Here is a 21881-nt window from a genome sequence, read left to right on the forward strand (position 1 = left end):
GCCCCGCGAACTGACGTCAGGTCAGTTTCGGTTCATTCAGCTGACGTTGAGGTTCGCCTGGCCGATCACGAAGGAGGTCTCCCGGGTGGAGACCTGGACGCCGGTGAACAGCAGCGTGACCGTCTGGCCCGCGTACGCGGCCACGTTGTACGTGTGGTCGGCGTAGCCGGTGTTGTGGTTGAGGTTGGAGAAGGTGGCCAGCGTGCCCAGTACCGTGCCGGAGCTGTTGACCACCTGCACGGTCAGCGTGTCGTAGGCGGTGGTGGTGGAGGTCTGGGCGGTGTCGATGTGCATCCAGAAGTCCAGCGCGTAGGTGGTGCAGCCGCTCGGGATGGTGATCGCCTGGGAGAGGGTGTCGGTGGTGGCGCGGGTGTAGCCGTCCAGCCAGGCGTCGTACTTGCCGACGTACGGCGGTTCCTTGCTGTTGTCGGCGATCACACCGGAGGTCGCGTTCCACGGTGCGGCGGTGCCGGTGGAGAAGCTGGGGTTGCCGATCAGCTGCGCGGCGGCGCAGGAACCCGTGGCCGAGTTGACGGTCCAGTTGAAGGTGGTGCTGCCGCTGGCGCCGGTGGTGTCGGTGGCGGTGACGGTCGCGGTGTCGGTACCGGTGGTGGTGGGGGTGCCGGAGATCAGGCCGGTGCCGGTGTTGATGGACAGGCCTGCGGGTAGTCCGCTGGCGCTGTAGCCGAGGGTCTGGCCGGAGGCGGAGTCACTGGCCGCGATCTGCAGGCTCGCCGCGGTCCCCACGGTGCCGGTCTGGCTGCCCGGGTTGCTGACCGTGACCGTGTTGGCCGTCGTGCCGCCGAAGTCGGCGTTGAAGGTCGACTCGACCACGTTCTCCACGCCGGTGTCGTTGAGGATGATGCCGAGTTCGCGGTTGCTCTGCAGCGAGTTGCTGGTGATGTTCATCGAGCCGACCTCGACCGCGGCGGTGGGCAGACCGTAGTCCGCGACGATCGCCTTGGCGTGGATGTAGAAGCCGGTCGAGGAGGTGTAGGTGGTGACCTTGCCACCCGCCGCGGTGACCTCGTTGATCTCCGACTGCCACTCGGAGGACTCGTTCTCGACCACCAGCCGCACGGCCACGCCGCGCTGGGCGTCGGCGACGATCGCGTTGACGACGGCGGTGTCGCTGAACTCCTCCTCCTCGACGTCGAGGGTCTTGGTCGCGCCGTTGATGATCGAGAGCAGCCGGGACTGCGCCGTGGTGGGCGACCAGAGCAGGTTGTCGCCGTCGCTCGGGGTGATCGCGGTGTGCGTGTAGTCGTCGGCGAAGACCGCCTCGATCGCCGCGACGTCGTTGGCGTCGTTGTCGAAGACACCGTAGTCGCGGCTGGTCGGGTAGTACTCGGAGGTGAGGTTGCCCGACAGGATGAGCGATTCGTCGCCGTTGACGGTGATGGTCTTCTGGTGGGTGTAGGTGAACGTGGTGGAGGACCAGACCACGCCGACCCCGGCGGCCGAAAGGTCGTTGTACGCGGTCTGGTTGGTGCTCTTGTTCGCCTGGTCCAGGATCACCCGCACCTTGACCCCGGCCTGCTCACGGGCGATCAGGTCGTTGATGGCGGTGGTGTCGTTCAGCTCGTACATGGTCATGTCGAGCGTGCTGGTGGCCGAGTTGATGAAGTCGTAGATCTCGGGCTCGGTGGTGCCGAGGTTGAACGCGAAGGCCGAGTAGGGGTCGGTGGCCTGGGGATGGCTCGCGGCCTGGGCCGGAGCGGCGGTCAGAGCGACGGCGGCGGCGGTACCACAGGCTGCGAAAGCCATGAGGGTGCGCCGGAGGGCGGGGGTAGGTCGCATTGCTCTCCTCGGACGTGAGGGGGAGAAGATCCGGTGGGAGGTGCACGGTGGGATTGCGACGCCTGGTTGCCGCGTCGCGGCCCAGCACTCAGGACACTCACATGAGATGACCAACCCGTGACTTATCGATAACGATGCGATATCAGTTTGTACATGACAATGAAAGAGGCGATATTCTGAAAGGCTGTCATCCTCCTATCCGTGGCCGCTCCCGCGCTCCCGCTCGCGGCACGGAGGCGCTCTTCGTTCCCAGGTCGCGCTTCGGCGAGGGGGCGGTACGGTCAGCCGAGGACCGTGACGCCGAGTTCGGTGAGCAGGCCGCGGATCCGCCGTTCGATCTCGTCGCGGATCGGGCGGACCGCCGCGACACCCCGACCGGCGGGGTCGGCCAGTTGCCAGTCCAGGTAGCGCTTGCCGGGGAAGACCGGGCAGGCGTCGCCGCAGCCCATGGTGATCACCACGTCGGAGGCCCGCACCGCCTCGGCGGTGAGGACCTTCGGTGTCTGCGCCGAGAGGTCGAGGCCGACCTCGGCCATGGCCTGGACGACGGCCGGGTTCACGCTGTCGGCGGGCGCGGACCCGGCCGAGCGGACCTCCACCCCGTCGCCGCCGAGGCGGGCGAGGAAGGCGGCGGCCATCTGCGAGCGGCCCGCGTTGTGCACGCAGACGAACAGCACGGACGGTACGGCGGGCGCGTTCATCGACGGAGTCCTCGTTCTCGGAGCGGAGGGGACGGCGGAGCGGCGGGGGCAGAGGGGCGGGTCAGCGGGCGGAGCCGACGACGCCGGGCTCGGCCCGGGATACCGCACCGTGGTCGGCCGGGGGCGGGGTCGGGTGGCCGAACAGCAGCGTGAGCAGGGCCAGTCCCAGTGCCAGGCCGACCAGTTGGGCGCCGACGAACCCGGGTACGGAGACCGGGGCGATCCCGGCGAAGGTGTCGGTGAACGCGCGGCCGATGGTGACCGCCGGGTTGGCGAAGCTGGTGGAGGAGGTGAACCAGTACGCCGCGCCGATGTAGCAGGCGACCGCGACCGGGGCCAGCCGCTCGCGTCCGGTGCGGGCGAGGCCGAAGACCAGCAGGACCAGTCCGGCGGTGGCGACCACCTCGCCCAGCAGCAGCTGCGGGGCCGAGCGGTGGTGGGTGGACAGGTGCGCCAGCGGCTCGGCGAACATCGCGTCCGCCAGGGCCGCCCCGCCGATGGCCCCGGCGATCTGGGCGGGGAGGTACGCGGCCAGCTCCCGCAGCGCGGGCCCGTCGTCGCCCCGGCGGCCGGTCCACCAGGCGGCCAGGGTGACCACCGGGTTGAAGTGCGCGCCGGAGACCGGGCCGAGCAGGGCGATCAGCACGCCCAGGCCGAGGACCGTGGCCAGCGAGTTCGCCAGCAGCCGCAGGCCGACATCGGAGGTGAGCGCGGTGGCCTGGATGCCGGAGCCGACCACCACCGTGACCAGCGCGGCCGTGCCGACGAGCTCCGCCCCGGCCCGGCGGGCCAGCGGTATCGCGGTCATCCCGCGGCTCGCGCGGCGCCTTCGCCGTCGGGGGTGCCGTCGCTGTCCGGTGCGCCGTCGCTGTCGGGTGCGCCTTCGCCGTCCGGTGCCTGGAGCAGGGCGGCGAGCTGGGCCAGGGCAGTGGGAAGCACCCAGTAGTACACCCAGGTGCCGCGCCGTTCGGATCCGACCAGACCGGCTTCCCGCAGCACCTTCAGGTGGTGCGAGATGGTCGGCTGGGACACGTCGAACGGGCCGGTCAGGTCGCACACGCAGGCCTCGCCGCCCTCGTGCGAGGCGATCAGCGACAGCAGCCGCAGCCGCACCGGGTCCGCCAGCGCCTTGAAGACCCGCGCCAGCTTGACCGCGTCCGCCTCGCCCAAGGGCTCGCGGGCCATCGGCGAGCAGCAACCGACGGCACGCTGCCCCCGCGCGTCAGGCCCCAGCACGGGCAGCTCAAGATTAGACATGTATCTATGTTGACAGTCATCTAATCGAGAGGCAAGCCCCACTGTACCGACAGCCGTCGAAACAGAAACGGATCAAGGGGACTGCCCTGGCCACTCGCCCCGCCCGGGGCCGCCGTCGGCCGTGGCGCGCCCGACGGCGCCTAGGGTGGAAAACGGCGAACTGGACCGGGCGCTGAGGCGTCCTCAGTTGCTGAAGACGGTTGTCGAACACGAGGAGGAAGCGATGGTGGAGACCTTCGGAGAGCGTCCGAGCCGCCGCGCGGTACTGGCCCTGGGGGCGGGGACGGCGCTGGCCGCCGCCGTGTCCACGGGCGGCACCGCCTACGCGGCGGGAGGTACGGCAGTGGGTGGGGACCCGGTCGTCCAGGCACTGGCGGAACTCGAACGGCAGCACGGCGCTCGGCTGGGGGTGTTCGCGCGGAACCTGGTGACCGGTCGGAGCGTGGCCTACCGCGCCGACGAGCTCTTCCCGATCTGTTCGGTGCACAAGACGATCACCGCCGCGGCCGTGCTGCGGGACCTCGACCGGGACGGCCGCTTCCTCGCCAAGCGCGTCCGGTACACCGAGCAGGACGTCACCACCGCGGGCTACGCCCCGATCACGGGCACCCCCGAGCACCTGGCGAACGGCATGACCGTCGCCGAGTTGTGCGCCGCCGCCATCGACTACAGCGACAACGCCGCCGCCAACCTGCTGCTCCGTGAGCTCGGCGGCCCCACGGCGGTCACCCGCTTCTGCCGGTCCATCGGCGACGAGGTGACCCGACTCGACCGGTGGGAGCCCGAGTTGAACTCCGCCGAACCGTGGCGGGTGACGGACACCACCAGCCCGGCCGCGATCGGTTGGACCAACGTCAAGCTGGTCCTCGGGGACGCGCTCGCGCCGCGCGACCGGCGGCAGTTGACCGAGTGGCTGCTGGCCGACACCACCAGCGGCGCCCGCTTCCGGGCCGGACTCCCCAAGGGCTGGACCCTCGCGGACAAGACCGGCACCGGCGACTACGGCACCACCAACGATGTCGGCATCGCCTGGACCCCGGACCGCACACCGCTGGTGCTGGCCGTCCTGTCCACCAAGCCGGACGCCACCGCTCCGGCGGACGAGCCACTGGTCGCCCGGAGTGCCGCCCTGCTGGCGGCGGCGCTCGGCTGACACCTGCCGGGGCCGCGTCGGGCCGCCCCGCCACCGGCGGCGAATGCTTCCAGGAGTGAAGGCAAGCCGTCGGTGTGCGGCCGCGGGTGTGGATATCCTGGATGTTTTTCGTCATCAAGTCGTGCAGATCGTCCACCTCTTGGTGACTTCTCTTGACTGGTCTGGACCAATCCGGTTACGTGCAGCCATCACCGCTCACGCCGCACCTGGATGAGCGGCACCACTCACCCCCACACAGGAGTGGCACATGACCCATGCGCACGCGCCCGGACGCGTCCGGCTGCTGGTGCTGATGGCCCTGCTGGTCAGCATGATCGGCCTGATGACGCTCACCCTCGCGACCCCGCCCGCCAACGCCGCGGTCACCCCCGCCGCGACCAGTTGCAGCAGCTATCCGACGTGGGTGGCGGGCCAGTCCTACGCGGTCGGTGCGATCGTGGAGTACCCGGCCAACGGCCAGTACTACATCGCCACCAACGCCAACCCGGGGTACGACCCGACGATCAGCACCTGGTACTGGTCCCCCTACACCTGTACCGGTTCCGGTGGCGGCAGCACCAGTTGCAGCGGCTACCCGACGTGGGTGGCGGGCCAGTCCTACGCGGTCGGTGCGATCGTGGAGTACCCGGCCAACGGCCAGTACTACATCGCCACCAACGCCAACCCGGGCTATGACCCGACGATCAGCACCTGGTACTGGTCCCCCTACAGCTGCACCGGTTCCGGTGGCGGTACGGGAGGCGGCGGCTCCAGCGGCTTCGTCGTCAGCGAGGCGCAGTTCGACCAGATGTTCCCGAACCGGAACTCGTTCTACACCTACAGCGGGCTGGTGGCCGCGCTCAGCTCCTACCCGGGCTTCGCCACCACCGGCAGTGCCACCGTGCAGAAGCAGGAGGCCGCCGCCTTCCTGGCCAACGTGGACCACGAGACCGGCGGGCTGGTCTACGTCACCGAGATCGACCAGTCGGGCGACTACTGCGCGAGTGAGTCGTACGGCTGCCCGGCCGGGACGTACGCCTACTACGGGCGCGGCCCGCTCCAGATCAGCTGGAACTTCAACTACGAGGCGGCCGGCAACGCGCTCGGGGTCGACCTGCTCGACAACCCCGGCCTGGTCGCCACCAACGCGTCCGTCTCCTGGGAGACCGCGCTGTGGTACTGGGACACCCAGACCGGCCCCGGCAGCATGACCGCGCACAACGCGATCGTCAACGGCGCCGGCTTCGGCCAGACCATCGAGGCCATCAACGGCAGCGTTGAGTGCAACGGCGGCAACACCGCCGAGATGCAGGACCGGGTCAACGACTACGAGTCCTTCACGTCGATCCTCGGTGTCTCCCCGGGCAGCAACCTCACCTGCTGAGGCGGCCCGACGAGGGTTCCCCGGCAGCGCACCCGCTGCCGGGGAACCCTCGTGAGGAAGCAGCCCGGTCAGTTCGCCCGGTAGCGGCCGGCGAGTTCGGGGCTCTGGCCGGAGAAGGCGGCGAGATCGGCCCGGAAGACGCTGTCGAGGAGCCGGTAGTCCTCGACACCGGGGGCGCTGACGACCTCGCCGAGTTCCAGGCCGCGCAACGCGCCGGTGACCACGTCCTCGGCGCTCATCCGGGGCACGGCGCTCAGGTCCAGGCCCTGGGACGAGTGGAACTCGGTGGCCACAACCCCGGGGCAGACCACCTGGACCCGTACGCCGGTGCCCTCCAGTTCGGCGCTGAGGGTCTGGGACATGGCCACGAGGTGGGCGAGGGTGCCCGTGTAGACGGCGCGGCGCGGCATCACGGACGCGTCCGCGGGCCCGCTGAAGGCGATCATGCCGGCCACATTGATGATCGAACCCCGGCCGCGCTGCCGCATGCCGCCGACAGCGGCCCGCATCAGCAGGGTCGGGGCGAGGACCTTGACGTTGACCAGCTCCCGGGCCTTGGCGGCGGGCAGGTCGGCCAACGGCATGTAGTGGGCGACACCGGCGTTGTTGACCAGCACGTCCAGGGGTTCGTCGGCGCAGTACCCGGCGACGGTGTCGATACCTTCCTCCGTCGAGAGGTCCGCGGTGACCGGGCGGACCTTGACCTGGGAGTACTCGGAGGCGAACTCCAGGAGCCGGTCCTCGCGGCGGCCGACGATGACCAGGTCGTAGCCGTCGGCGGCGAAGCGCTCGGCGAATGCCCTGCCGATGCCGGAGGTCGCGCCGGTGACGAGAGCGAGCTTGCTCATGAGGGGATGTCCTTTCGTGACACTGGGCCCGGACGGCGTCGGCAAGGGCGGTTGCCCGGCGCCGTCCTGTCCCCACCATGCGACCAGAACCCCCCGGGAGGCAGTCGACCCGCTTTCATAGGACTGTCAGTACCAGGCAAGCCGCCCACCTGGCCGACCCAACCGACGTCGGTCAGTGGCCGCGGCGCAGGGCGGCGACGAAGGCGGCACCGTTCGGAGTGCCGATGCCGGTCATGGTGTCGTAGCCCTTGGCGGTCACCTGCTGGGTGTCGGGGCGGTTCTGGGAGTCGAAGACGTCGACGTTCGCGGTGCTGAAGGAGTCGTCGGGCGCGATGTACGCGGCCCGGTCCTGCTGCGGCGCGGTCGCGCCGATCGGCAGGGCGTCGTGGAACGCCTGGGTGGCGGCCAGGCGGTAGAGCAGCGGGTTGATGAAGCCGTAGGGCGACTTCTGGCCCTGCTGGGCGTCCGCCACCAGGCCCGCGACCAGTGGGGTGGCCAGACTGGTGCCGCCGTTCGTCACGGTGAGGTAGCGGCCCGGCTTCCCACTGCTGTCCGTTTCGGTGTAGCCGATCAGCATGCCGGTGTCCGGGTCGGCGTCGGCGGCGATGTCGGGCACCGTCCGGCCGAGCACCGTCTTGCCGGCCACCTTGACCTGGGCCATCGACGCCGGAACGACGCCCTTCTGGTACGCGGGCTGCTGGTAGACCTCGCTGACGCCCCCGCCGCCCCCGCTGACGCCCAGGTCGGTCCACGTGCCGCCGCTCAGCGAACCGAAGTCGTCGGACCAGCCGGTCTCGAACACCCGGTTCCCGGTGGCCCCGATGCCCAGGGTGGTGCCGCCCACCGCCACCGCGTACGGGTCGGAGTCGGTGACCGTCAGGCCCGGGGTGTCGCCGGAGGCGACGTACATGCCGACCCCCTCGGCCGCGGCCCGCACATCGATGGCGTGCACGACCTGCGGCGCCACCTCACCCAGCGGGATCTGCCACGAGTTCGACGCGATGGAGGCCAGGGGGTGGTGCCCGTCGCCGGTCAGCACGGCCGAGGCCGCGTCCAGCAGCGCCTGGTCCTCGTCGCAGCCGCCGCCCACCACCATCACCTGGTCCGCGCCCGGAGCCATGGCGTAGACAGCCTCGGAGTCCATCTCCGCCTCGACGTCGACGGCGGGCGACTGCGCCGCCGAGTCCGCCGTCCGGTCCGCTGTCGCCGAGGCCGCCTTGCACGCGCCCCCGGCCTGGACCTGGCGGAACTGGGCTGGCTTCGGCAGCGGCAGGCCGTTGGCGCGGGCGTACGCCGTCAGCGTCCGGAACATCGCGGTCGGCGGCTCGTCCTCGGTCAGCGCCACGGTCTGGCCACTGCCGTCCGCCTGCGGCGTCGCCCCGTAGGCGGCGCGCAGCTGCGCGGCGGAGTACCCGCACACCGGCAGCGAGACCGTGGTCAGCCGCTGGTACGCGGGGCTGAGCGGGTGGGTGTGCTGCGCCCAGTACTGGGAGCAGGTGGCCGCCCCGGCCGCCGGGCGGATCGGCGGAGCCGACACCGCCGTGCCCGGGGACGCGGCGGACGCGCTGCTCAACCCGGTCACCGCCAGCACGTCGGCGGCCAGCGCGGCGGGCACCGACACCTCGCGGTCGTTGGCGGTGAACACGGACGACCGGCCCGCCTGCCCGGCTGCGGCGCCCTTGGCCCGGTACCTGCCGATGCCCACCCGGAAGGCCGACTCGACCGCCGAGACCGGCCCGGTCGCCGAGACGTAGTCACGGCCGCTGTCGACCCGGACCCCGGTCAGCCCCTTGCCGGTGAGCCAGGACGCCACCGCCCCGGCCCGCGCCGCCGAGGCGCCGAAGTCGGCGGTGTAGGCATCGGGGCTCAGGTAGTGGTGGTACTCCGGGCTGCCCGGCGTGGCGATGGCGTCCGCGGCGGCGGCGGCGCGCGTCGCGTCCGGGTTGAGCCACACCTGGACCGTCAGCGGCTGGGACGCGGGCGCCGCCCCCACCCGCGCGGCGCTGCCCACCGCGGCGGGGACCGACCCGGGTACCGCGACGGTCGACGCCACCGGGGCGGAACCCGCCACCCCGGTCACCCCGCCGGCGGCCAGCACCACCCCGGCCGCCATCGCGGCCCCCGTGTGAAAAAGCCCGGTCATACGCTTTCACCCTCCTGCCAACACAGCGCCCCCACAGCCGCCGCTCTCATGCGCGTACGACGCGGTCCGCACAATCCCCGGTTGCGGTCGAACACAAACCTTGTCCATTTGGCGGAGTGAGGGGATGAATCGGACACGCCGGGGAACGACTCACCGGAGCGGGAATGAATCCGCGCGGGTAAAAGGTTGGTATTTACACCGAGTAAGTTGCTCGGTGGAGAACAGCACGCGCGGGCCGGGTGGCCCGCCACACCTGAGCGGGGATCCCCCCGCTCCGACGATCGAGGCCCCGTGAACCAGTCCACCTCCGAACAGCCCGCCGACATCGTGGCCCGGCTGCGCGCCACCTTCGACACCGGCCGCACCAAGCCCGTCGAGTGGCGTACCGGCCAGCTGCGCCGCCTGCGCGAGTTGCTCACCGAGCACGGCGCCGACGTGGCCGCCGCGCTCCATGCCGACCTCGGCAAGAGCTCCACCGAGGCACACCGCACGGAGATCGACTTCACGGTGCGGGAGATCGACCACACGCTGGAACACCTGGAGGCCTGGCTGCGCCCGGAGCCCGCCCCGGTCCCGGCCCGGCTCGGGGACGACGCGAGGGCCTGGACGCAGTACGACCCGCTGGGCGTGGTGCTGGTGATCGCGCCCTGGAACTACCCGGTGCAACTGCTGCTGACGCCCCTGCTCGGGGCGCTGGCCGCGGGCAACGCGGTGGTCGCCAAGCCGAGCGAACTGGCCCCGGCCACCTCCGCCGTGCTCGCCCGGCTGCTGCCGCAGTACCTGGACACCCAGGCGGTGGCCGTGGTCGAGGGCGGCATCCCGGAGACCACGGCGCTGCTCGCGGAGCGGTTCGACCACATCTTCTACACCGGCAACGGCACGGTCGGCCGGGTCGTGCTCCGGGCCGCCGCCGAGCACCTCACCCCGGTCACCCTCGAACTCGGCGGCAAGTCACCGGCGTTCGTGGATCGCGACACCGACCTGGCGGTCGTGGCCGGGCGCCTCGCGGCCGGCAAGTTCCTCAACGCGGGACAGACCTGCGTCGCTCCCGACTACGTGCTGACCGACCCGGAGACCGCCCGCGCGCTGGAGCCCGCCCTGGCCCGCGCGGTGGAATCCCTCTTCGGCTCCGACCCGGCGGCCTCCGGCGAGTACGGGCGGATCGTCAACGAGCGCCACTTCGACCGGTTGCAGGGCCTGCTCGGCTCCGGCCGGGTGGTCACCGGCGGCGACAGCGACCGGGCGACCAAGTACATCGCGCCGACCGTCCTGGGCGACGTCGCTCCCGAGTCGCCGGTGATGCAGGAGGAGATCTTCGGTCCGATCCTGCCGATCGTCACCGTCCCCGGCCTGGACGAGGCGATCGACTACGTCAACCAGCGGGACAAGCCGCTCGCCCTGTACGTCTTCACCGACGCCGACGCCACCCGGGAGCGGTTCGCCGCCGAGACCTCCTCCGGCGGCCTGGGCTACGGCCTGCCGCTCGCCCATCTCACCGTCTCCGACCTGCCGTTTGGCGGCGTGGGGGAGAGCGGCATGGGCAACTACCACGGGCGCTACTCGATCGAGACCTTCAGCCACCGCAAGGCGGTGCTGGAGAAGCCGCTCAGCGCCTGAGCGAAGCCGCCGGAGCGCGCGGTGGGGCCCGGTGGGACCCGGTGACCGTACGGCCACCGGGCCCCACCGCTGGGTTAGCAGGACGGGTCAGCAGGACAGGTTGCCGCCGGGGTTCGTGCCGAGGATGCCGGTGAACTTCTGGTACAGGTTGATCCGGTCCTGGCGCTCGTCCGGGTTCTTGCCGTTGCACTCCAGGTCGCCGTTGATGCTGCGGATGGTCTCACCGAAGCCCCGGTTGTCGACCATCGCGTCATGCGGGGTCATGCTGCCCGCGCCCCGCTGGGTGTTCCAGAACCACAGGCCGGTCTCCCAGGAGACCGCCGCGTCCTTCTCCACCTTGTACGGGTCGTGCAGCAGGTCGATGTGCAGCGAGTCACCGGCGGCCTTGTAGTTGAAGTTCCAACTCAACTGGAGCGGGCCGCGCCCGTAGTAGGCGCTGACCCCGGCCGGACAGCCGTAAGGCTGCGAAGTGTCGCAGTAGTGCGAGTAGTTGGCGGTGTTCTGCTCGACCACGTACCTCAACCCACCGGTCTCGTGGCTGACGTTGGCCAGGAAGGCCGCCGCCTCGCGCTTCCTGGTGCCGTTGTCGCCGGTGGTGGTGAAACCCGGGTAGGTGCCCAGCGCGTCGACCAGCCCCTGGTAGCTGTAGAAGGAGTTGCGGCTGGGGAACATCTTGTTGAACTGGGACTGGCTCACCACGAACCCAGCGGACCTGGTGGCGGCGGCCGAGGGGGTCGCGGGGGCGACCGCGACCAGCGCGATCGCGAAGGCGGCCGAGGTGACGGTGGCCAGGACGCGTCGTAGGGACATGCTCGTAACTCCTTGTACAGCCCGGACGGAGGACAGGGGCGATCCCCGGGGGCCCGCGCTGCGCGCAGGGCCGCCCGGAACGCCGACCCCCATCGTCCTGGTCACGCTGCGTCGGCACCGTGCGACACACCGCAGTTGATCGTGCGAGTACGACGTACCGCGATTCCGGTGCGGCCACCGACGGTTGTGGCAGGGCCCGCACCGGCTCCGGGTGGCTGCACCGCCAAGTTCCCTCGCGGGCAACAGCTCTGGGATCATGGCTGGTATGAGTGAGCAGCGCGGGACGGACGCCGGTGAGCTGTGGCTGGCGCGGGTCCGCGACGGCCGCCCGGCCAACGGCCCGGCGGGCGAGGTCGAGTCGGCCCTTCGGCGTGGCGGCGCCGAGTTGCACGAGCGGTGGCTGCTGGGCCTGCGACGCAATCCGGCGCTGTCGGCCGGTGCGCTGCGACGGCTGCTGCCGGTCGAACTCCCGTCGGACGCCGTCGACTTCTGGCTCACCCAGCGGGACCTCCGGCCCGGGACCACCGAAGCGGTGATGGCCCGCGGGAACGTGCGGCAGCGCCGCCAACTCCTGGAGAACCCCAACGCGGACAGCGCCGCACTGGCGGCAATGGTCCACGACCCCGACCCGCGCGTCCGGCGCGGGTACGTCGCGCTGAGCGGCGACTGGGGACGGCAGATACCGGCGGAAACCCGACTGCTACTCGCCGCCGACCCCGACGCCAGGGTCCGCGCGCTGACCGCCAGGTACCTGGATCTGCCGGTCCTGACCCGGGCACGGCTCGCGGCGGACCCCGACCCCCAGGTGCGGCAGGCGGCGGTGGGCCGCGCCACCTGGGCGCGGCTGCCGCCCGGCGTCCGGGACGCACTGCGTGACGACGCCGACCCCGGCGTCCGGGCCGCCGTCGAGGAGGCCAGCCGGATCGAGCAGCCGCTGCCCTGCCGCGTCCCCCAGTACCTGGCCGCGACCCGGGAGCGGCGGTTGCGGGCAGCGAGTGAGGCGCCGCTCGACCGGGAGCTGGCCGAGCTGCTCGCCGAAGACGAGGACCCGGCGATCCGACGCGCCCTCGCCGCCAACCCGCACGCCCCCACCGAACTGGCCCTGCGCCTGTCCGAGGACCCCGATGACGGGGTCCGGCTGACCCTCTCCCAGCGCGAGGAGCTGACCGAGGAGCAGCGGGCCGCGATCGCCTACATCGTGCCGAACGGCCACACCTGGCCACCGAGGTGGATCAGGGAACGCGGCCACGAGCCCGCCGTCGCCCGCCGGGCGGCCGCCTCCGCGCACGTGCTGCTGCGCCGCGGCATCGCCATGGCCCGGCAACTGCCGCCGGACGTGGTGCGGCTGCTCGCCGACGACGAGGACTTCTTCGTCCGGCTCACCCTCTGCGAGTCCTGCCCGGACGCGCCGCACGAGCTGGTGATCGAGATGTACGCCCACTGGCACGGCCTGCGCTGGGGCATGCTGCTGGGCCACCCCAACTTCGCCCGGCCCGGCCTGGCCCGCTTCGCCGACCACGCCAACGACCGCCTCCGGCACGCGGCGCTGTACGACCCGGACGGCGGACCGGAGTTGGTGCTGCGGCTGGCCGATGACCCGTACGTCGCCCCCTGGGCGGTGAGCGATCCGCGGCTGCCCGGCGCCGAGTTGGTCCGCCGACTCGGCGACCCGAGGCACGCCCGGGCCGCGGCCGCCAACCCGGCCCTGCCGACCGGGGCGACGCACCGCCTGCTCGACCTCGCCGGGATCCCGGCCGACCCCGGCTGATCCCGTTGCACCCCCGCCGCTCGGACGCGCCGCCCGCGCGCTGACCGCTCTCCCGCGCTGACCGCTCTCCCGCGCGGTGCGGCGCGGTCGGTGCCGTGCTACGGGCGCAGGACGACCTTGCCCAGGTTGGCCCGGGCTTCGATGATCTCGTGCGCCCGGGCCGCCTCGGCCAGCGGGATCTCGGCGTGCACGGCGGGCGTCAACCGCCCCGACAGGGCGAGTTCCCACAGGTACGCACCCTGCCGGCGGTAGAGCTCGCGCTGGGTGGTGGAGAACCGGGCCATGCTGACGCCGGTGATCGACTTCGCCCCGGCGAGCAGGTCGAAGGCGGGGACGGTACCGCCGCCCGAGCCGAAGAACACCATCCGCCCGCCCGGTGCCAGCGCGGCCACGGCGCGGGGGAGCAGATCGCCGCCGACGCCCTCCAGTACGACATCGACCGGTTCGCCCCAGCTCTCGCTGTCGTACGTCACCACCTCGTCCGCGCCCTGGGCGCGCAGGAACTCCTCCTTGGTGGGCGAACTCACCGCCGCGACCACCCGCGCGACGCCCCGGAGCCCGGCCAGTTGCACCGCGAGGTGTCCCACCCCGCTGGCGGCCCCGGTGACCAGCAGCGACTCGGTGGCGGTGGGCGCGGCTGCGGCGAGTACGGCGAGCGCGACCTGTCCGCTGCGCACCAGCGCCACGGCCTGCACCGGGTCGCCGCCGTCCGGGATCCGGTCGGCGAAGGCGGCGGGCGCGACGGCGAGTTCGGCGTACGAGCCGGTGAAGCTGAGTGCGGTCACCCGCTCGCCGACCTGGAACCCGGTCACCTCCGGGCCGAGCGCGACCACCTCACCGGCGACCTCGCCGCCGAGGATCCCCGGCAGCCCGGCGCCGTCCGCCCCGCCGCCCTCGCCGCGCACCTTGCGCACGGACGGCAGCGTGACGCCGATGGCCTCGGTACGGATCAGCAGCTCACCGGGGCCGGGCTGAGGGGCTTCGGCCTCCTCCACCCGCAGCACGTCCGGGCCGCCGTACTGGTAGAAGCGGACACGCCGCATGGACACCTCCAGGTCGTTGGGAGTCCCAATGATGTCGTTGGGAGCCCCAATGATACAGAGAAGCCGTTGGTCCTCCCAATGGTTTCTGGATAATCTTCTCCCATGACCGAAGCCCCCTACGCCCCCTCCCGCATCCGCGCGCTGCCCAGCTGGCTGCTGGGCCGGGCCGCCGCGCGCGGTCACCGGCTGGTCGCCGAGGCACTGGCCCGCGAGGGGCTGCGGATGATGCACCACGCGGTGCTGTCGGCCGTGGCCGAGCTGGGGCCGGTGTCGCAGGCGGACCTGAGCCGCACCCTGGGCATCGACCCCAAGGACATGGTCGCCGTCGTCAACGACCTACAGCAGCGCCAACTGGTAACCCGAACGCCCGATCCGGCGGACCGGCGGAAGAACGCCGTCACCATCTCGGCCGAGGGCACGCGCTGCCTGCGGCGTACCCAGGAGCTCGGCGACGAGGCCAATGACGAGCTCACCGCCGCCCTCTCGCCCGCTGAGCGGGAGCAGTTGCTGGGATTGCTGCGCCGCATCGTCCAGGCGGACGAGCCCTCCCACTGACCGGCGGCGGGCGGTCAGCCGAGCCGGGGTGCGGCGTCCGCCGCGACGCATTCGCGCACGGCGCGGACCAGCGCCTGGGCGCGCGGGTCGTTGACGACCGTGGGCAGCATGCCGTTGGTGACGTAGCCGAACCCGATGCCGAGCGCGGGGTCGGCGAAGCCCAGTGAACCGCCCCGGCCCGGGTGGCCGAAGGCGGCGGCCGAGGTCATCGGGGACGCGGGACCGTGCAGCATGAAGCCGAGGCCGAACCGGCTGTGCGCGATCAGTACCCGGTCCGGCCCGCTCACCTGTTCGGCGGTGGCGGCGGCGAGGGTCTCCGGCCGCAGCAGGCGGGCCGCGCCGTCGACGTCGCCGATCAGCGCGGCGTAGCAGCGGGCGACGGCGCGCGCGGTGGCGATGCCGTTGGCGCCGGGCAGTTCGGCGGAGCGCCAGGCGTCGGTGTTCTCGTCCGGCGCCGGGTCGATCGCGCCGAAGGCGCGTCGGGTCGGCGAGCCGGGATCGGCGTAGGCCTCGGCCACCTCCCGCCGGGGTCGGAACCGCGGAGCCGCGCCGGACGCCGCGGACGGGGCCGCGACCGCCGCCAACCGGCCCACCCGGTACCGCTGTTCGGGCGGCAGGCCGATCCACAGATCCAGCCCCAGGGGCCCGGCGACCTCCTCGGCGAGCACCGTGCCCAGGGTGCGCCCGGTGGCCCGGAGGACGAGTTCACCGGTCAACCAGCTGAACGTGTGCGGGTGGTAGCCGTGCGCGGTGCCCGGCTCCCACAACGGCCGCTGCTCGGCCACGGATCGCGGGCCGCTCACGCCGTCGACCGCCAGTGCGACGCTCAGCGGCACCTCCAGCGCGGGCAGTCCGGCCTGGTGGGACAGGAGTTGACGTACCGTCACCGAGTCCTTGCCGGAGGCCTTGAACTGCGGCCAGTAGTCGCCCACGGGGGTGTCCAGCTCCAGCAGTCCGCGCTCGACCAGCAGCATCACCACGGCGGAACTCAGGCCCTTGGTCACCGAGCGCAGGACCTGGACCGTGTCCTCGGCCCACTCGCCGCCGCCGTCGCCGTCCGCGCTGCCGCCCCAGAGATCGACCACGGCCCGGCCGCCGCGGTAGAGGGCGAAGGCCGCTCCACGCTCACCGCGATGGGCGAAGTTGGCCGCGAACGCCTCCCGGACCGGCTCGTAGCCCTCGGCCACCGTCCCCTGGATCTCCATCGTGTTTCCTGCTGCTCCCGTACTCGTGCGTGTCCCCGGACTCCTCAGGGGCGAACGACCGACCGGGCCGTTTCCTTCCCGTCCGCGCAGCTCACCTGCGTGAGATCGGACACCTCGCCCTCACGCGGCGCCGCCGCGCGGCTCAGTGGTGCTCGGCGTCGTAGTCGGCCCGGCTCAGGGCGATGCCGGGGTTGTGGTCGACGGCCCACTCGGCCAGGGCCACGGCCGGACCGATCAGGGTCCGCCCCATCGCCGTGAGCTCGTACTCGACCCGCGGCGGGACCTCCGGGAACACGGTGCGCGACACCAGACCGTCCCGCTCCAGGTGCCGGACGGTACGGGTGAGCATGCGCTGGGAGATTCCGGGCACGCGCTGCTGGAGTTCGGTGAAGCGCAGGCGTTCACCGTCGAGGGTGGCCACCACCAGCAGCGTCCACCTGTCGCCGACGCGGTCCAGCACCCCGCGGATCGCCCGGCCGCCGTCGCCGCGGATCAGGCAGGAGCTGCGGTACTTCGACATCGGCGTCCTCATGTTCGCAACGCACACCGGTGTGCCTTTTGTAAGCGTTGCCATAGTCACCGATCATGTGCCCACTGACAAGTCGTAACCATGACGGAGGACGAAGATGGAGATCGCCTACTGGATCGTCGCCGCACTCCTGGCTGTCTTCTACCTGTACTCGGGTGGGAAGAAGGTCGCGCAGAGCAGGGAGCAGCTGCTCCCCATGATGGGCTGGGTGGACACCGCCCCGATGTGGCTGGTCCGACTGGTCGGCGTGGTCGAGATCCTCGGTGTCGCCGGTCTGGTACTGCCGCCGCTGACCGGGACAGCCCCCGTCCTGGCACTGGCGGCCGCACTCGGCCTGATCGTGCTCCAGGTGCTGGCAGCCGGTCTGCACCTGTCCCGGGGCGAGGCCAAGAACACCGGCCTCAACCTCGCCCTGATCGTCCTCGCCGCAGCCGCCGCCTGGCTCGCCACGGTCTGGTGAGCCGGTCCGGGGTGTCCGTTGTTCGAATTCCGGAGTCGTGTCGAACGTACGAACGTCATCGTCTACCGTTCTCCGCATGACTCTGGCGGACATCACTCAGGACGCGGTACGGCAGGCGATCGGCGAGTACGACACGCTCGGCGGTGAGGCGTTCCTCGCCCGCTACGGATTCGGGTCGGCCCGGCAGTACGTGCTCGAACACGGGGGTGGCCGGTACGAGTCGAAAGCCGTGGTCGGGGCCGCTCACGGGTATCTGCCCGGCCGGACGGCCCTCGCCGCCGCCGAGTTCTCCGGCGGACTCGCCGGAGCCGTGGCGGTGCTGCGGCGACTGGGGTTCACCGTAGTGGACACCGGCGGCCAGGACTCGGCGCCGGCCGACGGGTGGACGGGGGAGTCCCTGCTCCAGCGGGTGGGGAAGCTGCGGGTGCGCCGGGTCGACGGCAGGCCCGCGCTGTACCAGCCGTTGGTGCTGCTGTGGTCCATCGGCCGCGTCGTGCGCGGCGAGGATCGGCTCCTCGACTGGGCGAGTACCAGGACAGAGCTCGAACAACTCCTGGCACGCCACGGCTCCCGGGGTGAGCGACCCCGCCCGGACTACCCGATCGCCGCCCTCCACCGTGCCGACCTGTGGGATCTGCGGGACTTCGCGGGTACGGTGCCGTCCGCCCACGGCGACAGCCAACTGCGGCGCTGGTTCGACGAACAGGAGCCGGTCGGCGGTCTCAGCGAGGCGGTGCACCAGCTCCTGCGGTCCTCGGGCACGATACGCGCGGCGGTCGTCGGCAGGCTGCTGGTCGACTACTTCGAGGACCTGGACGCCACCGGTCTGCTCGCCGAACTCGGCCTGGACGCGGCGGTACTCGTCGAGGACCTCGGCGCCGCGGGGTCGGCCCCCGCCCCGTCGACCGAGCCCGCCGCCGAGTACCGGCAGCTCTACGGCGTCGGCCTGATCGGGGTGGACGACCGGCTGGGCGCGCGGAGCGCCCGCACCGTGCTGGCACCCCTGCGAAGCAAGGCGATGCGCAGGGCCGTTGTGGTGCGCAGCGGAGGCCGATGCGAGAACCCCGCCTGCACCGGCCAGCCCGAGGACGTCACCGACGACGGGCGGCCCATCCTGGAGGTCGACCATGTCCTGGGGCTCGCCGACGGCGGCGCCGACGACGCCCGGCAGATGATCGCGCTCTGCCCCAACTGCCACGCGGTGAAGACCCGCGGCCGGACGCGCGAGGCACTCCAACAGGCACTCCTCACGGTGGCGCAGGCGGCGCACGCGCGCGCGACCGGCAGCGGCGACTCCGGCACCCCACCGCGCTGACGGGGCGCCCTCCTCCGCTGGACGGATCGTCAGAGGGGGTAGCCAGGCCGACCTCCGCGCGGGCGGTGCCGAGCTCGCGGGAGGCCTCCCGCTGCGGCGCCGAATTCGCCGGATGGGTCTCCTGCTCGTGCCGGGCACCGTGGATCGACCTGGCACCGGCCCCACCAGCCCGGCCCCGGCAGTCAGGCTGAAGACGGACGGGCCGTCCTGGCCTCGGGGTGGGACGCCGTAGTGCTGACACTGGGGTCGGCGTACTGCGCCCCGATGGCCGAGGCGGTCGGCGCGGCCACGTTCCCGCGCTGGGCCAGGGCGGTCAGCACGGCCACCGCCTCCTGCGCGCGCTGATAGGGGACGAAGAGGTGGTCGTGGTGGTAACCGGCGACGACGTTGCAGCTCAGGCCGGACTCGGCGAGCTCCTGGGCGGCGGCGGCGGTCAGCCCGACCGCCGCCAGCGCGGAGTGCACCCGCAGCGTGATCCATCCGGCGACGTAGTCGTACGTCAGCCCCGCCGCATCGGCCTCCTCCAGCCGGGCCACCACGGTCAGGCCCTCGCGCTCGGCGACCGTCACCACCGGCGTCACGCCGGGTGGCAGCGCACCCTCGACCGTGGCGAAGACGTAGCGCCCGGGATTGAGCTCCGGACGCATCCCGGCCAACAGCTTCCGCAGCTCCCGCTCACCACTCATGGCTCCAGCCTAGGTGCGCGCCGGGCTACTGGCCGGTGGTCCAGGTGCCGAGGGTGATCTCGGCGGTGATCCCGGGACCGAACCCGGCCAGGATGCCCTGGTGCCCGGGCAGGCTGCTCCGCTCGTCGAAGAGGCGGCTGAGAGCGTCCAGGATCACCGCGCTGGCGATGTTGCCGTACTGGGTGAGCGTGGCCCGGCTGTGCCGGAAGGCGTGCGGCGCGATGTCCAGGTGGTGGGTGAGGTCGTCCAGGATGCGCGGGCCACCGGCGTGGATGATGTAGAAGTCCAGTTTGCCGATGTTCCACTGGTGCTGCTCGGCCAGCGCGCGCAGGGCGGGGCTCAGCGGCTCCATCGTCCCCGGGACCCGCTTGTCGAGCTGGAAGTGGAAGCCGGTGGGGCGGACCGCGTAGGAGATCCAGTCCTCGGTGTCCGGGACCAGGTAGGAGCCGTTGCGTTCGAGGCTGATGCCGGTCCCGCCCTGGCCGCGCACCACGGCGGCGGCGATGCCGTCGCCGAAGAGGCCGTTGGACAGCAGGGTGCCGATACCCAGGTCGGTGGGCTGGTAGCAGAGCGAGCAGAACTCGCAGGCGACGATGAGCGCGTTGCTGTCGGGGTAGGCGGTGCAGAAGTCGTGGGCCCGGTTGATGGCCGCGCCGCCACCGGCACAGCCGAGTTGGGCGATCGGGATCTGCCGGGTCTGCGGGCGGAACCCCATGGTGTTGATCAGCCAGGCGGTCAGCGAGGGCATCATGAAGCCGGTGCAGGAGACATACACGATCAGGTCGATCTGCTCAGGTTCGAGCCCGGCATGGTCGAGCGCCTGCCGCACCACGGCCGGGACCCGGGCCTTGGACTCGGCCTCGTAGATGACGCTCCGCCTGGTCAGCCCCTGGTGCTGGAGCACCTGCTCGATGGGCTGGACCAGGTGGCGCTTCTGCACACCGGTGTTCTCGATCAGCCGCAGCGCGAGGTCCAGCCGCGGGTGGTCGCGGTGCAGGCTGCGGGCGAGGCCGAGCGTCTCTTCCAGGGTGATGACGTGTTCCGGGACCGCGACCGCGGGTTTGCACAGCACGGCCATGGGACTCTCCTGCCGGCGGACACGGGTTCTCCGCAGGGTTCGTGGCCCGGCCCCGGAGGGGCGCGGACGGGGACCGTCGGGGACTTGGTGCGCGCGGGGCGCGGTGGGGATTGGCCCCAATCTACGGTGGCCGGTGCCTCCGCGCACCTCGGCCGGGCCGCCGGTCCGAGGTGCGTTTCACCAGGTGACGGGCAGTTCCAGCGGGTGGCGCCAGATCGAGGTGGTGTTCCAGCGGATCTCCTGGGCGGGCCGGGCCAGCGCCAGCCGGGGAAAGCGGCTGAGCAGCGCGTCGAGCGCGGTGTGCAGCTCGATGGAGGCCAGCGGCGCGCCCAGGCAGTGGTGGGCGCCCCAGCCGAAGGTCATGTGGGCGGGCCCGGGCCGCTCCAGGTCCAACTCGTCGGGACGGTGGAAGGTGTCCGGGTCGCGGTTGGCGGTGAGGTAGGAGACGTGGACGGTGTCGCCCGCGTTGATGGTCACCCCGCCGAGTTGGACGTCCTCGGTGGCGATGCGGGGGATGCCCACACCCTTGCGGAAGGGGATCAGCCGCAGCAGCTCGTTGACGACCGGCGCCAACTGGTCGGGTCGGGCCCGCAGCAGGGCCAGCTGGTCCGGGCGGGTGAGCAGGGCGTAGGCGAGGTTCGCGATCTGGTACGTGGTGGTGTCCTGCCCGGTGATCAGCAGCACCATGGCCATCACGGTCAGCTCGTCCGGGTCCAGCGTCTGGTCGCCGTCGCGGGCCGTGGCCAGGGCGCTGATCAGGTCCGGACCGGGGGCGCGGCGGCGCTGCGCGGTCAAGGTGGCGAAGTAGGCCCGCATGTCGGCCTTGGCCCGGACGGCGGCGGCCCTGCCCTCGGGCGTGGTGTCCATCATGGTGCGGGCGTGGCCGCGCAGGGTGGCCCGGTCGCCCTCGGGGATGTCCAGCACCTCGCAGATCACTGTGAGCGGCAGCGGACCGGCGAGGTGTTCCACCAGGTCAGCGCCGGGGCCCTGGGCGGCCATGGCGTCCAGCAGCGCGTCGGTGGCCAGCCGGGTGCGGGTGCGCGCGTGCTCCAGCAGGTCGCGGGCGAAGGCCTTGGACACCAGGGCGCGCAGCCGGTTGCTCGCGGGCGGGTCCATCAGGTTGATGGCCTCGTCCTGGACGATCGGCTCCGGCGTCATCCGGGGGAAGTCGCGGCCGACGATGGCGTGGCGGCTGAAGCGCCGGTCGGTGGTGACGGTGCGCACGTCGTCGTAGCCGGTGACCAGCCAGGCTTCGTCCTGCCCGTACGGCAGTCGGATCCGGGTCACCGGGCCCTCGGCCATCAGTTCCCGGAGGGCGGGGTCGAATTCCAGGGCGTCGGCGAAGTCGAACGGGCAGTGGCGTGCGGCGGGGCCGTTGGGCATGCGGACACCTCACGGGTAGGGCGGCGGTGGGCGGCGGTGGTGGACGGCGGTGGTGTGTGGCGGACCTGCCACCGGTACCCGTCCGCGCGCCCGGGCATGCCTGCGGGCACCCGGTCGCGCCGCCGATTCACCCCGCCGGTCGCCCGCCCGGCCCCGCCGGGACCCGC

Annotated in this window: 19 protein-coding genes and 1 pseudogene; 7 read left to right on the plus strand and 13 right to left on the minus strand. The window is 72.1% G+C overall.

Translation table 11 applies throughout. From position 1 onward, the window contains the following. Positions 1 to 36: 36 nt before the first annotated feature. The 4 genes from GXP74_RS18630 to GXP74_RS18645 all read right to left on the minus strand — a co-directional run bounded on the left by GXP74_RS18630 (position 37) and on the right by GXP74_RS18645 (position 3758). Positions 37 to 1767, minus strand: a complete 1731-nt coding sequence (locus GXP74_RS18630; RefSeq protein ID WP_182452575.1) for a phospholipase D-like domain-containing protein — start codon at positions 1765 to 1767, stop codon at positions 37 to 39. Between the two features lie 314 nt (positions 1768 to 2081). After that, positions 2082 to 2501 (minus strand): arsenate reductase ArsC, encoded by a 420-nt coding sequence (locus GXP74_RS18635; RefSeq protein ID WP_182452576.1) that lies wholly within the window; start codon positions 2499 to 2501, stop codon positions 2082 to 2084. Between the two features lie 61 nt (positions 2502 to 2562). Next, positions 2563 to 3309: an aquaporin gene (locus tag GXP74_RS18640; RefSeq protein ID WP_182452577.1), complete on the minus strand. Its 747-nt coding sequence runs from the start codon at positions 3307 to 3309 to the stop codon at positions 2563 to 2565. Further along, entirely contained in the window at positions 3306 to 3758 is a 453-nt protein-coding gene (locus GXP74_RS18645) for a helix-turn-helix transcriptional regulator (RefSeq protein WP_182452578.1), read from the minus strand. The genes GXP74_RS18640 and GXP74_RS18645 overlap by 4 nt, the downstream gene beginning before the upstream one ends. 223 nt (positions 3759 to 3981) lie before the next feature. On the opposite strand from GXP74_RS18645, the gene bla reads away from it, so the two are divergent. Continuing rightward, positions 3982 to 4911 (plus strand): class A beta-lactamase, encoded by a 930-nt coding sequence (gene bla, locus GXP74_RS18650; protein WP_182452579.1) that lies wholly within the window; start codon positions 3982 to 3984, stop codon positions 4909 to 4911. A 247-nt stretch (positions 4912 to 5158) separates the two neighbouring features. Further along, positions 5159 to 6274, plus strand: a complete 1116-nt coding sequence (locus tag GXP74_RS18655) for a glycoside hydrolase family 19 protein (RefSeq protein WP_182452580.1) — start codon at positions 5159 to 5161, stop codon at positions 6272 to 6274. Between the two features lie 68 nt (positions 6275 to 6342). Here GXP74_RS18655 and GXP74_RS18660 read toward each other — a convergent pair whose 3' ends face one another. Further along, a complete protein-coding gene (locus GXP74_RS18660; protein WP_182452581.1) occupies positions 6343 to 7122 on the minus strand; it encodes an SDR family oxidoreductase in 780 nt (259 codons plus the stop codon). Positions 7123 to 7294: 172 nt separating this feature from the next. After that, entirely contained in the window at positions 7295 to 9265 is a 1971-nt protein-coding gene (locus GXP74_RS18665) for a protease pro-enzyme activation domain-containing protein (RefSeq protein ID WP_182452582.1), read from the minus strand. A 291-nt stretch (positions 9266 to 9556) separates the two neighbouring features. Between GXP74_RS18665 and GXP74_RS18670 the strand changes: the two genes are divergently transcribed. Further along, positions 9557 to 10882 (plus strand): aldehyde dehydrogenase family protein, encoded by a 1326-nt coding sequence (locus tag GXP74_RS18670; RefSeq protein WP_182452583.1) that lies wholly within the window; start codon positions 9557 to 9559, stop codon positions 10880 to 10882. Between the two features lie 87 nt (positions 10883 to 10969). Here the strand turns inward: GXP74_RS18670 and GXP74_RS18675 are convergent, their stop codons facing one another. Beyond that, complete coding sequence (locus tag GXP74_RS18675; protein WP_182452584.1) at positions 10970 to 11692, minus strand: chitinase; 723 nt, start codon at positions 11690 to 11692, stop codon at positions 10970 to 10972. A gap of 265 nt (positions 11693 to 11957) precedes the next feature. Between GXP74_RS18675 and GXP74_RS18680 the strand changes: the two genes are divergently transcribed. Then, positions 11958 to 13460, plus strand: a complete 1503-nt coding sequence (locus tag GXP74_RS18680; RefSeq protein WP_182452585.1) for a hypothetical protein — start codon at positions 11958 to 11960, stop codon at positions 13458 to 13460. Between the two features lie 98 nt (positions 13461 to 13558). Here GXP74_RS18680 and GXP74_RS18685 read toward each other — a convergent pair whose 3' ends face one another. Continuing rightward, positions 13559 to 14503, minus strand: coding sequence for a zinc-binding dehydrogenase (locus GXP74_RS18685; protein ID WP_182452586.1), 945 nt, complete (start codon positions 14501 to 14503; stop codon positions 13559 to 13561). Positions 14504 to 14605: 102 nt separating this feature from the next. Between GXP74_RS18685 and GXP74_RS18690 the strand changes: the two genes are divergently transcribed. Further along, positions 14606 to 15058: a MarR family winged helix-turn-helix transcriptional regulator gene (locus GXP74_RS18690; protein WP_182452587.1), complete on the plus strand. Its 453-nt coding sequence runs from the start codon at positions 14606 to 14608 to the stop codon at positions 15056 to 15058. A gap of 14 nt (positions 15059 to 15072) precedes the next feature. Here GXP74_RS18690 and GXP74_RS18695 read toward each other — a convergent pair whose 3' ends face one another. Continuing rightward, the gene (locus tag GXP74_RS18695; RefSeq protein WP_182452588.1) at positions 15073 to 16263 is read right to left on the minus strand and encodes a serine hydrolase; all 1191 of its coding nucleotides are present in this window, start codon (positions 16261 to 16263) and stop codon (positions 15073 to 15075) included. Between the two features lie 142 nt (positions 16264 to 16405). Beyond that, positions 16406 to 16783 carry a helix-turn-helix domain-containing protein gene (locus GXP74_RS18700; protein ID WP_182452589.1) on the minus strand — a complete coding sequence of 126 codons (378 nt, stop codon included), beginning with the start codon at positions 16781 to 16783 and terminating at the stop codon, positions 16406 to 16408. Positions 16784 to 16889: 106 nt separating this feature from the next. Between GXP74_RS18700 and GXP74_RS18705 the strand changes: the two genes are divergently transcribed. Next, a complete protein-coding gene (locus GXP74_RS18705; RefSeq protein WP_182452590.1) occupies positions 16890 to 17252 on the plus strand; it encodes a DoxX family protein in 363 nt (120 codons plus the stop codon). Between the two features lie 76 nt (positions 17253 to 17328). Then, on the plus strand, positions 17329 to 18567 hold the full coding sequence (locus GXP74_RS18710) for an HNH endonuclease (protein WP_182452591.1): 1239 nt from the start codon (positions 17329 to 17331) through the stop codon (positions 18565 to 18567). Between the two features lie 296 nt (positions 18568 to 18863). Here the strand turns inward: GXP74_RS18710 and GXP74_RS18715 are convergent. From GXP74_RS18715 to GXP74_RS18725, 3 genes and pseudogenes are all read right to left on the minus strand, one after another. Next, positions 18864 to 19253: pseudogene (locus GXP74_RS18715) on the minus strand (ACT domain-containing protein); the annotation flags it as partial. A gap of 25 nt (positions 19254 to 19278) precedes the next feature. Further along, positions 19279 to 20331, minus strand: a complete 1053-nt coding sequence (locus GXP74_RS18720) for a type III polyketide synthase (RefSeq protein WP_182452593.1) — start codon at positions 20329 to 20331, stop codon at positions 19279 to 19281. A gap of 177 nt (positions 20332 to 20508) precedes the next feature. Next, on the minus strand, positions 20509 to 21714 hold the full coding sequence (locus GXP74_RS18725) for a cytochrome P450 (protein ID WP_182452594.1): 1206 nt from the start codon (positions 21712 to 21714) through the stop codon (positions 20509 to 20511). Positions 21715 to 21881 lie beyond the last annotated feature (167 nt).

The organism is Streptacidiphilus sp. P02-A3a (assembly GCF_014084105.1).
GTDB lineage: Bacteria > Actinomycetota > Actinomycetes > Streptomycetales > Streptomycetaceae > Streptacidiphilus.